General features: G+C 49.7%; 16 protein-coding genes. 4 read left to right on the top strand and 12 right to left on the bottom strand.

Annotation, left to right across the window (positions count from 1 at the left end; all coding sequences use genetic code 11):
• Positions 1-4: 4 nt before the first annotated feature.
• The 6 genes from hemW to CWB98_RS06030 are packed head-to-tail and all read right to left on the bottom strand — an operon-like array spanning position 5 to position 4,262.
• Complete coding sequence (gene hemW, locus CWB98_RS06055) at positions 5-1,141, bottom strand: radical SAM family heme chaperone HemW (protein ID WP_138544021.1); 1,137 nt, start codon at positions 1,139-1,141, stop codon at positions 5-7.
• Positions 1,138-1,731: an RdgB/HAM1 family non-canonical purine NTP pyrophosphatase gene (gene rdgB / locus CWB98_RS06050; protein ID WP_138544020.1), complete on the bottom strand. Its 594-nt coding sequence runs from the start codon at positions 1,729-1,731 to the stop codon at positions 1,138-1,140. The genes hemW and rdgB overlap by 4 nt, the downstream gene beginning before the upstream one ends.
• Position 1,732: 1 nt before the next feature.
• Positions 1,733-2,179 (bottom strand): DUF4426 domain-containing protein, encoded by a 447-nt coding sequence (locus CWB98_RS06045; RefSeq protein WP_138544019.1) that lies wholly within the window; start codon positions 2,177-2,179, stop codon positions 1,733-1,735.
• An 18-nt stretch (positions 2,180-2,197) separates the two neighbouring features.
• The gene (locus CWB98_RS06040; protein ID WP_138544018.1) at positions 2,198-2,731 is read right to left on the bottom strand and encodes a YggT family protein; all 534 of its coding nucleotides are present in this window, start codon (positions 2,729-2,731) and stop codon (positions 2,198-2,200) included.
• Between the two features lie 10 nt (positions 2,732-2,741).
• The gene (gene proC, locus CWB98_RS06035; protein ID WP_138544017.1) at positions 2,742-3,563 is read right to left on the bottom strand and encodes a pyrroline-5-carboxylate reductase; all 822 of its coding nucleotides are present in this window, start codon (positions 3,561-3,563) and stop codon (positions 2,742-2,744) included.
• Between the two features lie 15 nt (positions 3,564-3,578).
• Entirely contained in the window at positions 3,579-4,262 is a 684-nt protein-coding gene (locus CWB98_RS06030) for a YggS family pyridoxal phosphate-dependent enzyme (RefSeq protein ID WP_138544016.1), read from the bottom strand.
• A 29-nt stretch (positions 4,263-4,291) separates the two neighbouring features.
• On the opposite strand from CWB98_RS06030, the gene CWB98_RS06025 reads away from it, so the two are divergent.
• The 3 genes from CWB98_RS06025 to CWB98_RS06015 are packed head-to-tail and all read left to right on the top strand — an operon-like array spanning position 4,292 to position 7,397.
• Positions 4,292-5,338: a type IV pilus twitching motility protein PilT gene (locus CWB98_RS06025; RefSeq protein ID WP_054014515.1), complete on the top strand. Its 1,047-nt coding sequence runs from the start codon at positions 4,292-4,294 to the stop codon at positions 5,336-5,338.
• Positions 5,339-5,353: 15 nt separating this feature from the next.
• Positions 5,354-6,478: a PilT/PilU family type 4a pilus ATPase gene (locus tag CWB98_RS06020; RefSeq protein ID WP_138544057.1), complete on the top strand. Its 1,125-nt coding sequence runs from the start codon at positions 5,354-5,356 to the stop codon at positions 6,476-6,478.
• Entirely contained in the window at positions 6,450-7,397 is a 948-nt protein-coding gene (locus CWB98_RS06015; RefSeq protein WP_249364619.1) for a hypothetical protein, read from the top strand. Before CWB98_RS06020 ends, CWB98_RS06015 begins: the two co-directional genes overlap by 29 nt.
• On the opposite strand, the gene ruvX is transcribed toward CWB98_RS06015, so the two are convergent.
• From ruvX to CWB98_RS05985, 6 genes are all read right to left on the bottom strand, one after another.
• Positions 7,360-7,806 (bottom strand): Holliday junction resolvase RuvX, encoded by a 447-nt coding sequence (gene ruvX / locus CWB98_RS06010; protein WP_138544015.1) that lies wholly within the window; start codon positions 7,804-7,806, stop codon positions 7,360-7,362. The genes CWB98_RS06015 and ruvX overlap by 38 nt on opposite strands.
• Before the next feature lie 61 nt (positions 7,807-7,867).
• Positions 7,868-8,425, bottom strand: coding sequence for a YqgE/AlgH family protein (locus CWB98_RS06005; RefSeq protein ID WP_138544014.1), 558 nt, complete (start codon positions 8,423-8,425; stop codon positions 7,868-7,870).
• 18 nt (positions 8,426-8,443) lie between these two features.
• A complete protein-coding gene (gshB, locus tag CWB98_RS06000; RefSeq protein WP_138544013.1) occupies positions 8,444-9,403 on the bottom strand; it encodes a glutathione synthase in 960 nt (319 codons plus the stop codon).
• 75 nt (positions 9,404-9,478) lie between these two features.
• Positions 9,479-10,213: a 16S rRNA (uracil(1498)-N(3))-methyltransferase gene (rsmE, locus tag CWB98_RS05995; protein WP_138544012.1), complete on the bottom strand. Its 735-nt coding sequence runs from the start codon at positions 10,211-10,213 to the stop codon at positions 9,479-9,481.
• A gap of 63 nt (positions 10,214-10,276) precedes the next feature.
• Complete coding sequence (locus CWB98_RS05990; RefSeq protein WP_171045593.1) at positions 10,277-10,759, bottom strand: hypothetical protein; 483 nt, start codon at positions 10,757-10,759, stop codon at positions 10,277-10,279.
• Between the two features lie 12 nt (positions 10,760-10,771).
• Entirely contained in the window at positions 10,772-11,665 is an 894-nt protein-coding gene (locus CWB98_RS05985; RefSeq protein WP_138544010.1) for a hypothetical protein, read from the bottom strand.
• A gap of 71 nt (positions 11,666-11,736) precedes the next feature.
• Here CWB98_RS05985 and glnE point away from each other — a divergent pair, with 71 nt between their 5' ends.
• Entirely contained in the window at positions 11,737-14,532 is a 2,796-nt protein-coding gene (gene glnE, locus CWB98_RS05980; RefSeq protein WP_138544009.1) for a bifunctional [glutamate--ammonia ligase]-adenylyl-L-tyrosine phosphorylase/[glutamate--ammonia-ligase] adenylyltransferase, read from the top strand.
• The last annotated feature ends 7 nt before the right edge of the window (positions 14,533-14,539 follow it).

Here is a 14,539-nt window from a genome sequence, read left to right as displayed (position 1 = left end):
GGTATCAGACGAACAATTCTAGCAGGTCATTGAGATATCTGTGGCCCTTAATTGTTACCAACCATGAATCACCCTGATCTATCAGCAGGTTTTGCTCTATCGCCCGGGCAATTGCGGGTTCAATATCTTTCAGTGATAAACCGGTATAATCGCAAAAATCCTGTTTTGCACAGGGGGCATGCAAGCGAAAACAGTTCATAAAGAATTCAAACGGGCGATCTGCGGGCTCTACCTGCCAACTGTCGTATAAATAGGGTTTAGTGAGATCCATGTAACCGCGCGGATGCTTAACTTTAACGGTACGCACTATCTCGTTGCTATCTGGTTGTGTAATTTTGCCATGAGCCCCACATCCAATACCCAGATAATCGCCGAATTGCCAGTAATTCAGGTTATGTCGACATTGATAACCGGCCTTAGCATAGCCGGAAATTTCGTATTGCTGATAGCCGTGTTTGGCAAGCAGTGCCTGGCCTTGTTCCTGAATATCCCACAAGATTTCGTCCTGAGGCAGCGTCGGTGGTTTAGAGGCAAACTGTGTGTTTGGCTCAATGGTGAGCTGATACCAGGATAAATGGGGTGGGTTCAGATCAATCACCTGTTGCAGGTCGCTCAGTGCGTCTGCAACGGACTGGTCTGGCAGGCCGTGCATCAGGTCCATGTTAAAGCTGTTTAGCCCGGCATCGTGGGCTTCCTGAGCTGCGTGGCGGGCTTCCTGCTCTCCATGAATACGACCCAGAGCCTTGAGTTTATCCGCCTGTAGACTCTGTACCCCGATGGAAATACGGTTGATACCTGCTGCGACATAGTGTTTAAAGCGGTCGGTTTCGACTGTGCCCGGATTGGCTTCCAGGGTGATTTCTATATCATCGCTAAAGCCTGTCAAGGCTTCAATTTCGCCCAATAGTTGCGTGTAAGCGTCACCACTGAGCAAGCTGGGTGTGCCACCACCTATAAAAATGCTATGCAGTTTACGGCCCTGTACCAGGTGCAAATCGGCACGCAAGTCCGCAAGCAGGTGCTGAATATATTCCTGCTCGGGGATCTCGCCTTTTTGACCATGACTGTTAAAGTCACAATAAGGGCACTTTTGCACGCACCAGGGCACGTGAATGTATAAGCTTAACGGTGGGAGTTTCACAGCTGACCTTTAAAATGTGCCAGCAATTGCTGTAATGCCTGACCTCGATGGCTGAGGGCATTTTTCTCTGCTTTGCTCAGTTGTGCTGAGGTACACTGATTGCTTTCCACCCAGAATACTGGATCATAACCAAAGCCCTGTAAGCCTTGTTGATCGTCGGTTATGCGTCCGTCCCAGCTGGCCTGGCAAATGACCGGCGTTGGGTCATCGGCATGGCGCATGTAAACCAGTACACACCAGAATCGGGCAGCACGCTCTGTAACGCCTGTCATTGCTTCCAGCAGTTTATCGATATTATCCTGATCGCTGGCACCTGCACCGGCATAGCGGGCCGAGTACACACCAGGCGCGCCGTTAAGTGCGTCAACCTCCAGACCGGAGTCATCCGCAATGGCAGGCAAGCCCGTGATTTTGGCTGCATGACGGGCTTTAATAATGGCATTTTCCACAAAGGTTGTGCCGGTTTCTGCGACATCACCTACGTTAAACTGGCTTTGCGGCAGGATTTCGATATTCAAATCTTTAAGCATGCTGCCAAGCTCGGCAACTTTGCCCGGATTACCTGTGGCGAGAACGATTTGTCTGGTCATATTAATCTACATAAAACTTTTGCTGAAATTTAAGCACGTGTCGGGTATTGCCCTGGCGGATCGTCACTTCAAACCGATAGGTGTCTTCATGATCTACGTCCATTTGTGCCAGGTAGTACACCGCATCACCCTCAACCACCTCTTTAAATGTCAAGTTAGTTTTGGTGCCGATCAGGCTGCGCGCATGCCCGGTTAATGTTGCACGCTGTGCGGTGTGGTTAGCATCGTCTGCCAGCACAGAAATATTAATGATGGCTTTACTGTTACTGCGGGTTAACCCATACGCGCTGGCAATGTTGGGTTGAATAAAGGTCGACGGAAAAGCGATATAGTGTACCTGCCAGTCACCGAGTTGTTTGTACTGGCCTCCTTGTGGATTAGAGGCCTGTGCTGGCTGAGCAAAAAGTAGCACGGCCAGCATTGAAATAAGTGTCAAAAAGGGTTTCATTATTACTACTCCGAATGCTTAACGTAGCAGATCCATCACTAAAATTTGTAAAAACTGCATGCCAATCAATACCACTAGAATCGACAAGTCGAGGCCGCCCAGAGGTGGAATAATTTTACGAATAGGGCGCAGCATGGGTTCAGTAAGCTGATCAAATACCGCAGCAATCGGGTTATAGCCCTGTGCCACCCAACTAAGAATTGCGCGGATAACTAATACCCAGAACACCAGTGAGAAGGCTTCTTTGACCACGGTCAGGGCACCTGAAATAGCAGCCTGCATAGCGTCCCAGTAGCCGCCAAACATCAGCATCAGCACCGACATTTTGGCAAACCCAACCAACAGCGCCAACACCAATGAGGCCAGATCTAAACCGCCTAACCCCGGGATCAGTTTACGCAATGGGTTCACGGCAAACGATGTCGCTTTGATCACGGCCTGACTCAGCGGGTTATAAAAATCCGCTTTGACTAACTGTAGCCAAAAACGCAACAGTACGACCATTAAAAACAGGTCAAAAATAATCCCTACCAAAAATTGCATGGCGTTCATTGTGTGTCCTCTAGATTTGTTGTTCCATTTCTTCTGCCCGTGCAATACAGGCATCCATGGCATCGGCCACGGTTTGTGGTAACTGGTTTGCTTTTAAATGTTCAACGGCTGCGTGTGTGGTGCCGCCTTTCGAGGTAACGTTAGCACGCAATTGCGCAATGCTGATGTCAGGTTGAGACAGCGCCATTTCGGCAGCGCCCAGTGCGGTTTGTTGCACCAGTGCACGTGCCTGTTGTGATGAAAAACCCAATGCAATGGCCTTTTCTTCAATGGCTTCCATAAACAGGAAAAAGTAGGCAGGTGACGACCCGGTAACGGCAATGACATCATTAATTTGTGACTCTTCATCCAGCCAGATGGCGATGCCGGTTGATGAAAAGACCTGTTCAATATAGGTTTTTTCTTCATCACTGATATCAGCGGCAAACAGGCCAGATACACCGCGACCAAGCAATGATGGGGTGTTCGGCATGCAGCGCACAAGCTTAACGTCTTGTGCCAGCATTTCTCTGAGACGTTTGACGGTGATCCCTGCCGCGACAGAGACAAACAGTTTAGTGCTGATATCCAGCCCGGCGTCCACAAAAGTCTGGCACAGCTCGGCCATCATTTGTGGCTTTACAGACAGTACGATGACATCGGCTTGTTGAACTGCTTTGAGGTTATCTTGCTCGGTACGCACCCCGAAATCGGCATGGGCCTTAGCGAGCTTTTCAGCATTGCGATTGGTTGCGATGATGCTCTGTGGCGCAAAGCCGTTTTTTATCATGCCGCCAATGATGGCGTAGCTCATGTTTCCGGTCCCGATAAATGCAATCGTTTTATTAGCCATTAGGAGTGTGTCACCTTATTGTCGTTTGCCAAAAATGTCCGTGCCTATGCGTACCATGGTTGCACCACCCTGAATTGCCATTTCAAGATCGCCACTCATGCCCATCGACAAGGTATCCAGCTGTTGATATTGAGTCTTTAGTCTATCAAAGCAAGCCTTCATTTGGCTAAAATATTCCAGCTGTTGTTGTGAATCATCGGTTTGCGCTGTGATTGTCATGAGCCCGCGCAGCTCCAGCTGACGCGCGCCGTCGATATAGGCGGCCAGTTCATCAAGCTCATCCAGAGCACATCCTGATTTTTGCTCGTCGTTACTGATATTCACCTGGATCAGAACGTTAATCGGCATCAAATTATTGGGTCTTTGCTCATTGAGACGACGCGCGATCTTGAGACGATCGACACTTTGTACCCAGGAAAAATGCTCTGCAATCTGGCGCGATTTGTTAGATTGAATGGGACCAATAAAATGCCATTCAATGTCTTTTTGCTGCTGGAAGTAGCGGACTTTATCTACGGCTTCCTGGACATAGGACTCACCAAACCGGCGTTGTCCGGCAGCATACGCTTGCTCAATGAGTTCAACCGGTTTGGTTTTTGATACGGCCAGTAATGCGACCTCTTGGTCTGTGGCACACTTTTGCTGCGCTTTTGCTATGCGATCATAGGCGTTGTTCAGCCGTTCTGCTATTGTAACCATATTATTATTTGCTCGTTGTGGAGTCTTAGATGGATATTACTGAATTATTGGCCTTTAGTGTGCAACACAAAGCATCGGATTTACACCTTTCGTCGGGGGTTTCACCGATGATCCGTGTCGATGGCGATGTACGCCGGGTAAACATTCCTGCACTGGAAGCGAAGGATGTTAACAGCCTCGTTTACGATATTATGAATGATAACCAGCGCAAGGACTATGAGCAAAATCTTGAGGTGGATTTCTCGTTTGAAGTACCTAACCTGGCGCGCTTTCGTGTCAATGCGTTTAACGCCAGTCGCGGCCCTGCGGCGGTGTTTCGGACCATTCCCAGCTCAGTGCTGACACTGGAGGACTTGGGCGCGCCGGACATTTTCCGAAAAATTTCGGATTGTCCGCGTGGTTTAGTGCTGGTCACGGGCCCTACCGGGTCGGGTAAGTCAACAACACTGGCTGCGATGGTGGATTACATCAACAGCAACAAGCATCACCATATTCTAACCATCGAGGATCCGATTGAGTTTGTGCACGACAACAAGTTGAGCCTGATCAATCAGCGTGAAGTGCACCGTGACACGCACAGTTTTAATGCTGCACTGCGCAGCGCGCTGCGTGAGGACCCGGATGTCATCCTGGTGGGGGAATTACGTGATTTGGAAACCATCAGACTGGCGATGACTGCCGCAGAAACCGGTCACCTGGTATTCGGCACACTGCATACTACCTCAGCGCCTAAAACCATTGACCGTATCATTGACGTTTTCCCTGGTGAGGAAAAAGACATGGTGCGCTCTATGCTGTCTGAATCATTGCAGGCGGTTATTTCGCAAACCCTGGTGAAAAAAGTCGGCGGTGGCCGGGTCGCAGCTCATGAGATCATGATGGGGATCCCGGCAATTCGTAACCTGATCCGTGAAGACAAAATTGCGCAAATGTATTCATCCATTCAGACTGGTGCTATGCACGGTATGCAGACGATGGATCAGTGTCTCACCAATTTGGTGAATCGTGGCCTGATCACCAATCAGGATGCACAGGCAAAAGCCCATGATAAGAGTCAGTTTGGTACCACATATTAACCCCCGGAGGTCATGATGGAGCTTGTACATTACCTGCAAATGATGAAAGACAAAGGCGCATCGGATTTGTTTGTATCTGCCGGATTGCCTGTGAGCGCTAAAATTGATGGCGAGTTACGTGCACTGGATGATGATGTGCTTGATGCTGAGGCATCTCAGGCAATGGTCGAGTCGGCCATGAGTGAGAAGCAAAAGCAGCTGTTTCACGACGAAAAAGAGTGTAACTTTGCGGTGGCAAATGAGATTGGTCGTTTCCGGGTCTCGGCGTTTTGGCAGCGAGACTGCGCGGGCATGGTGATCCGCCGTATCGTAACGGATATTCCTGAAGTCACCGACTTGGGCCTGCCCTCTGTGCTGACCGATGTGATCATGTCTAAGCGTGGTTTGGTGTTGTTTGTGGGTGGTACCGGCACGGGTAAATCAACCTCATTAGCAGCTTTACTGGGCTATCGCAATCGTAACCAGCGTGGCCATATTCTGACTATCGAAGATCCCATTGAATTTGTCCACCAGCATCGCAAGAGTATCATTACGCAGCGAGAAGTCGGACTGGATACCGAGAGCTTCGAAGCGGCATTGAAAAGCTCTTTGCGTCAGGCGCCTGATGTGATCCTGATAGGTGAAATCCGTTCTCGGGAGACCATGGAATACGCCTTAAGTTTTGCTGAGACGGGCCACTTGTGCGTAGCGACTTTACACGCCAATAATGCCAACCAGGCGATTGACCGGATCATGCATCTGGTGCCGAAGGAAAAGCACGATAAGCTGAAATATGATCTGGCATTGAACTTGCGCGCCATTGTTGCGCAACAACTGGTCCCGTCGGCCAAAGGGGAAGGGCGTGAAGCTGCTATTGAAGTACTGCTTAACTCACCCATGATCGCGGAACTGATCAAGAAAGGGGATATTGGTTCAATCAAAGAAACCATGTCTAAGTCCAAAGAAATGGGTATGCAAACCTTTGATCAGGCGCTGTTTGACTTGTACAAGCAGCAAAGGATCAACTATGCCGATGCATTACACCATGCCGATTCACCCAATGATCTTCGCTTGATGATAAAATTGCAGAACAATGAGCAGCAAGGCGCGGGCTTTTTGCAAGGGGTTACTGTTGACGGCCTGGACGATAAAAAGCGCTGATAGTGCGTTGCACGGGGCCACACTGGCCCTGTGTTTGCTTGCCTGTTCGCTGTCTGTGCAGGCAGCGGCGAAAAGCAGTGAGCAAGTTGATGAGACACATAACGCGGTGGAAATGTATATCCGTGACGATGTGTATAACGACTATTTGCGGTTTCTGAATGGCCGTGCACCACTTGAAGTCACCCAGTTTTCTGGCGATTACACCCGCAGAGATGTGGTGGATATGGTGCTGGTACAACAGGCCCTGGCGCTCGGTGGCTTCAAAAAAACTTTCATCTATCGACCCGGGAACGTTAATTTTCGTCATTCCAATCTGCTTGTGCAGGGTAAGTTACTACTGAGTTTTGATAGCTTCTGGCTTGATGATGCGCAGGCCAAAGCCGATAAACTGTTTATCAGTGATGCGGTGATCCGTCGCGGTGAGTATTTTGCCGGGATTTTTTATGCGCCGGAAAATTTAGCTGTTGCGCGCCTGACCCGGTTAAGTGAGTTGGGTGCACTCAGTGCTGTATCAACCAGCCGCTGGCGGACAGACTGGAAAACGCTAAACAGCTTGGGTCTTAAGCACATAATGAATGAGCCCGTGTGGGCCTCACAGGCGCAAATGGTTAATCGTCAATGGGTGGATTTTATGTTGATGCCTTTGATGCCAAGCCTGAATAATGAGTTCAGGCTCGATGACATTTTGCTGGTAGCACACCCTAATTTAGTGGTCCAGCTTGATGGCAGTCGCCATTTTGTGGTATCGCGGCTTCACCCTGACGGAGAACGGGCATTTAAAGCATTGCAAAGCGGGTTAAAGCAACTCAGATCACAAGGACGGATCCGCCAGGCCTATCAGCAAGCTGGATTTATCCCCGATCTGAGGCGTTACCGGGTACTTAACCCCATTGCGCCTCAAAAAAACTCTCCAAAATGATGATGGCCGACATGCCGTCTATCTTATCTTTCGCCAGTGAACGGTACCCACCTTGTTCAAATAAGCGCGCTTTGGCATCGGCGGTTGTCAATCGCTCATCCTGAGTCTCGACAGGAAGCCTGAATTGATTGTGCAGGCGGTTGGCAAATTTCTTAGCACGGAAGGTCAGATCCTGGTTTGTCCCGTCCATATTTAATGGCAAGCCGACTACCAGCAAATCGGGCTTCCACTGTTCGATATAGGGCGCGATATCCTGCCAGTCGGGAATGCCATCACGGGCTTTTACGGCGCCCAAACTGCTGGCCGTGCCAGTAAGCTCCTGGCCAACGGCCAGACCGATACTGCGGGTACCAAAATCAAACCCAATGACCGTACGCTGGCCGGGTGCTTTTTTTTCGTTATTACTCATTGTGTATTCTCAAACATTAGGCGCAGAAATCGCCACACCAGTGTGACGATTGCGTGAGCACTCAAGCGTGGCCGGCCTCGGTGCTCAGTTGCCCGGCATCAATGCCCAGCATTTCGACGGCTTTTTCCCAGCGCTTCTCCGGTGGGGTATTAAAAATGATGGCCGGATCAGCTTCAATGATCAGCCAGGAGTTTTCCAGGATTTCTTTTTCGAGTTGCCCTTGTTCCCATCCTGAGTAACCCAGTGTGATGATAAATGAATCAGGACAGTTATGTGAGGTCAGCGATGCAAGCACGTCTTTTGAAGTGGTGATCATGATATCTGAACTCAATTCACGACTGGACGCATAGCCAGGTTTGGGGGTATGCAGAACAAATCCGCGGTCAGTATGGACTGGCCCACCCGCAAACACAGATTGACCTGCAGCCTGACTGGATTTGTCGTTATCTATTTCTATCTGGTCGAGCAGCTCACCCACAGTCACATTAATAGGGTGATTGACGACCAGGCCCATTGCGCCTTCTTCGTTATGCTCACAAATGTAAGTGACTGTGTGCTTGAAGAAGGGATCTTGCAAATTTGGCATGGCGACCAAAAAATGATTGGCGAGTGATTGCATAGCGAGACCCCCTTTTCGTTACTCTTTAGTATGGTCGAGTTTTGCCGCAATGGCATCAAAAAACTTGTCCATGATGGAAATATCATACGCGGCTTCTATTTCCTTCACACACGTTGGCGCTGTCACATTAATTTCGGTCAGCTTGTCACCTATGATGTCCAGACCAACAAAAATGAGTCCTTTTTCTTTTAAAACAGGCGCAACGGCTTCGGCAATTTTACGGTCACCGTCACTGATAGGGCGTGCTTCACCGCGACCACCCGCAGCCAGATTTCCCCGGGTTTCGCCGCCTTGCGGAATACGAGCCAGGCAGTAAGGCATCACCTCGCCATCAACCACCAGAACGCGTTTGTCGCCGTCTTTGATAGCCGGGACATAATTTTGCGCCATGGCAAAACGACTGCCGTGCTCGGTGAGGGTTTCGCAGATCACGCCGATGTTTGGGTCGTCGTGGCGTACTCGGAAAATAGAGGCGCCGCCCATGCCATCCAGTGGTTTTAGAATGATGTCACCATGTTTTGTCAGAAACTCGCGGATCTGTGCACTTGAGCGTGTCACTAAGGTGTCTGGTGTGTGCTCGCTAAACCAGGCTGTAAAAAGCTTTTCGTTGGCATCACGCAAACTTTGTGGCTTGTTAATGACCAGTGTGCCGGCTTGTTCTGCACGTTCCAGCATGTAAGTGGCGTAAATGTACTCGGTATCGAAAGGCGGATCTTTACGCATCAGGATCACATCCAGAGCGCTCAGTGCGATATCGTCTTTCTCTGCCAATTCGTACCAATGTTGCTCGTTGTCAAACACGGTTGCTTTGGCGGCGGTTGCCCGGGCTTCACCCTGGTACAAGTACAGATCCTGCATTTCCATGTAATAAAGCTCATAACCACGTGCCTGTGCTGCCAGCATCATGGCGAAGCCAGTATCTTTTTTGATATTAAAGCCACTGATTGGATCTGAGATGATCCCAAGTTTCGCTGCCATTGGGGTAACCTTATATAAAGTGAATCAATTCAACTGCTAACTGTATGACTAGGATATGAGGGCGAAACTGGCGTTTTAAAGGGCCAGGTCGCCGAACTCAAGTTGTAATGCGCTGAGTACGGTCAGAGCGGCTGTTTCCGTGCGCAGCACGCGTGGGCCGAGGCGAATATCGACAAACCCCTGTTGTGCCGTTGCAGCCATTTCTTCATCGGTAAAGCCCCCTTCAGGGCCAACTAAAAAGCGAATACCGTGCTCAGGCACCGGCAGCGTTTTGATAGAGTGCTCAGCTCTGGGGTGAAGCGTGAGCTTAAGTGCCTCACTGGATTGCGCCAGCCACTCATCAATTGAAACGGGCGGGTGGATAGTGGTAATGGTGTTGCGGCCAGATTGCTCCGCAGCTGCGATGGCGATTTTTTGCCATTGCTGATGTTTCTTTGCCAGGCGCTCACCGCTGAGCTTGACGCCACAACGGGTGGTAAATAAAGGGGTAATTTCAGTGATCCCCAGCTCAACTGATTTCTGGATGGTAAAGTCCATCTTATCTCCGCGGGAGATGCCCTGACCAAGGTGAATGGACAGCGGAGACTCAACGTGCTTATCAAGAAACTGCTCTGGTGTGACTCTGACTTTCTTTTTACTGACTTCGCTGATGGTTGCCAGGTATTCTCCGCCCTGGCCATTAAACAAACTCAGTTTATCTCCTTCGCTCATGCGCAGTACTCGGGCTACATGCCCGGCAGCATCATCGACAAGATCAATCGTCTGGCCTATGGCAAGGTCGGAAGGCTGGTAAATATGAGGTATGCGCATGGTGGACTATTCCGCTGTTAAATAGCCGTAATGGTAAGGGGTTATGTACAGCGAGTCCAGCACCTATTCGGCTTTGTCAGTGTGGTGCTGTGCAAAGTCGATAACGGTATCCTGGGTGGTTGCGGAGACGGTGGAATGGCATGTCAGATGGTTGTTATTAAAGGGGTCTCTGAGCGGGTGATAGACATACCCCCGAGCCGTTTGCTCGACGGTGATGCGTTGACGATGTAATGAATTAAAAATAAACCTTTGTGTCTCGTCGGCGAGGTGATAGTCAATTGCGTAGATCAACACGCCACGTACTTTATGATGCTCGTGCAGGTAAGAGGCCAGCTCAGATACACTGATTTCATTTGCAAAGTCACAGTAGCAGTAATCTTTCACCTGTTCCTGAAACATCATTTTCAGCATCTGTTTGGTGTTGTCTCCAGCGATCAACAACTCACTGGGCACGTCAGGGTGCTGCGCTTTCAGATGCGCAGCGAATTCTCTGCTGAATTCCCAGTTGCTGTCGACCAGCAAAAAGTTTTCTAGGTTTAAACGCACTAACAGGCCTGGTTACATTGAGAACATGTTAATAAGTAAATAGCCTATTGCGCAGAAAACAGCAAACTCCAGACAAGCAATCCCAATATTGTCCTGATGGTCGACTTCCAGCCCAATGTCCACTCTGGGTAGCGCCAGTTGCAGCAGTAAGTAACTGATACCATACAAAAGTAGCCACATGACGCCGCAATGCATGACAATCACAAACAGGTTTTCGACCACTTTGGCACCATGGTACGGCGCACTGTGCAAACCGGCATAAATCGCCAGTGCCAGCCCAATGCTCTTGCCAGCATAGCGGATCCCGATAGAGGTATTGGCCAGATTAAAGTTTTGTTGCAAAGAAGCACCCTGGTTATATTTGGCAAAACGGCGCTCACGAATTTTACTGTCCAGTGCACACATTAACTGAACGACCAAAAAGCTCAGTGTAACGACCAGTAAATTGCCAAAGCCTTGTGGGTGGATCCAATGGTACAGCCCAAGGACTAAAATCGTATTGCCAATCAACATGCCTGAGTCGACCACCGCGGCACAAACATTTTGTTTTAAAATAGCCTGCTCTTCATTGAATTGATAGAGGATCCACTTTCGATGAATATGCTGGCCAAAGTAAATAAAGACCAGAATAAGCAGTAGTATAACGCCACTGCGAAATGATTCTGCTTGTAACACCATCATGCCAGTGTCATTGAATACATAGGCACAACAGATCACCAGCACGGCAAGGTGGGTGGCATAACTGATCCCTAAAGCAAAATTATCCCGTTTAGCCAGCTCGTCTTCCAGCATTTGTCTGGCGCTGAACTGGACATATAAACGTAAGGCGACCGTGAACAGACAAATCACGACAAAACTCACTAAGATGGCGAAAAAGTTGATATTGGCTAAAGACAAATAACTCATGCTAAGTGTAAGGTGATGACAGTTAAGTTTACTATAACACCGCTTTTTGCAATTGCACTGGAGATTTTTCTATGGATTTCGGTGGCTTGCCCCATGCGCTTGGGCATCTTGCACTCGAACGCTGTCAGGCACTTTTTGCCCAACACACGAATAATCAGGCCGTTTTAAGGCTACTCGCCCTGAGTGATTTTGCCTATCGTATTTTGCAACGTCACCCCGAGTGGGTCGATTGGTTGCTGGATGCCGAACAGATGCGGCTGCGGACTTGTCCACCACCACTGACTGAGCCGCTTTGTGAACTCGATGAAGTTAGCTGCTTTAGGCAGTTGCGGGAATACCGCAAGCGCTACTGGCTCAAGCTGATGTGGCTCGACCTGGTGGAAGGCAATCCTATTGACGACAGTATCGCTTATCAGTCACGGTTGAGTGAAAAGCTGATCGACGCGGCAAATCGCTGGGCACACGCGAGTGTGGCAAAAAGTAATGGACAGGTGTGCGATGAGCTGGGCGAGCCTGTACCTATGCTGGTGCTGGGGATGGGCAAGCTGGGCGGAGGAGAGCTGAATTTTTCCTCAGATATCGACCTGATTTTTACCTATCCATTTGCCAAACCCACTGAAGGCGGACGCCGCAGCATTGAGGCACAGGTGTTTTATACCAAAGTGGCACAAAAGCTGATTGCAGCATTGGATCAGTGCACTGCCGATGGTCAGGTATTTCGGGTCGACATGCGTTTGCGCCCCTTTGGTGATAGCGGCCCCTTGGTGATGAGTTTTGCTGCCATGGAAGATTATTATCAGGATCAGGGCCGAGAGTGGGAAAGGTATGCCATGCTTAAGGCACGTCTGCTGGGTGAGAAAAATCACTACTGGGATGAGTTTAAAACCTTGATACGTCCGTTTGTTTTTCGACGTTACATCGATTTTTCAGTCATTGAATCCTTGCGCAAAATGAAGCACATGATTGCGCAGGAAGTAAGACGCAAAGGGCTTACAAACAATATTAAGCTTGGTGCTGGCGGGATCCGGGAAGTCGAGTTTATTGTTCAGGCGCTGCAGATGATCCGCGGTGGCCGTGAGCCTGAGCTACAGACACCGTCTTTGTTATCGGCATTGCAGCAACTTCAACATCTGTCTTTAATCCCCGTCGAAGTGGGCCAAGTGCTGTCGCAGCAGTACCTTTTGCTGCGCCGCACAGAGCAGTATTTACAAGCTTTTGACGATAGTCAGACACAAACGCTGCCGGATAACGAACAGGATCAGTTGCGTTTGACTGTGTTGCTTGAATGCACCCAATACAGCGAGGTACTCAAAAAGCTGGAGCATGCTCAGGCCGCGGTCAGAGCAGAGTTTACCCAGGTGATAGGCGAGGAGCCTGAGTTGGGGGAAGCGCTTGCACCAGAGTTTGTTTCAGCGTGGGAGCAGCGCGATATCAGTTATCTGGAATCGCCCCTGCCTGAAGCGGTCAGTGAAGCCTGGCAAAAATCACTCGATGCGTTTCATCTGGGATTGAGCAAAATACAAATGGGGACGCGTGGTAGAGATGTACTGGATAAACTGATGCCTGCACTACTCAGTGAGATTACTCGGGCACCCGTTGCAGAGATTCTGGAGCGGGTGTTGCAGGTGATACTGAAAGTTGCCTCGCGAACGGCGTATCTTGAACTGTTGTTTGAAAACCGCGGAGCACTGCAGCAGCTTATTAAATTGTGTGCGCACAGTGTCTGGATAGCAGAGCAGGTGGCCCGCTACCCGATTTTGCTGGATGAGCTGATCGACCCGGCGGTGCTTTATCGTCCTTTACCGCTGAGCGCCTATTACAGTGAAGTACAGCAGTACTTTTTGCGCATCGACAGCGAGGACCTCGAATTACAAATGGAAGCGCTGCGCCAGTTCAAGCAAACTCAGGCGCTGCGTATAGCTGCGGCAGATGCTACGGGTGTATTGGATATCATGAAAGTGAGCGATCACCTCACTGCACTGGCAGAAGCCATTATTGCTAAGGCCGTAGATATTGCCTGGCAACAAATGGTGGCGCGCTATGGTGCACCTGAAGGGGCTGATGTTGAACACAAAGGCTTTGCCGTCGTGGCCTACGGAAAAGCGGGTGGGCTGGAGCTGGGGTATAACTCAGATCTGGACCTGGTGTTCGTCCATAATCGCGATGGTAACAGCGTCACGACAGGTGATAAGTCGATCTCTTCCCGTCAATTCTACTTAAAGCTGGCGCAGCGCCTGATGCACTTGTTCAATACCCGCACTAACTCGGGGATTTTGTATGAACTAGATACCCGCTTACGACCGGAGGGCAATTCGGGCTTGCTGGCCATCAATATCGAGAGCTTCTATCAGTATCAACAGCAGCAGGCCTGGACCTGGGAACATCAGGCGTTGGTGCGCTCGCGTATGGTGCTGGGTGAGCCTGAGCTTGTCTCGCGATTTAACGAGATCCGCAGCGAAATTTTGTGTCACAGCAGGGACAGTGACGCACTTCGTAAAGACATTGTTGAGATGCGTGAAAAGATGCGGGGACATCTGGATAAGAGCACAGATACACAATTTGATCTTAAGCAGGGCGTAGGTGGTATGACAGACATTGAGTTTCTTGCTCAGTATCTGGTTTTGAATTATAGCTATGCGCATTCCGAGTTGGCGCGTTTTCCCGATAACATTCGCATTTTCGAGATGGCATATCATGCAGATGTCATAGATGAGGCCACTCAAAGGGCACTGACGCAGGCGTATTGTGAGTTTCGCGATCGGTATCACTTACATAGCCTGAACGCAGCAGGACGTTGTGTGCCCATGCAGGATGTCTCTGAACTGGTGGTTGCAGTGCGGGCTGCCTGGCAACAGTTATTAGGGTAAGGCCAGA

This window comes from Pseudoalteromonas rubra, assembly GCF_005887115.1.
GTDB classification, from domain to species: Bacteria; Pseudomonadota; Gammaproteobacteria; order Enterobacterales; family Alteromonadaceae; genus Pseudoalteromonas; species Pseudoalteromonas rubra_F.
This window is presented reverse-complemented; position numbering and strand designations above follow the sequence as displayed.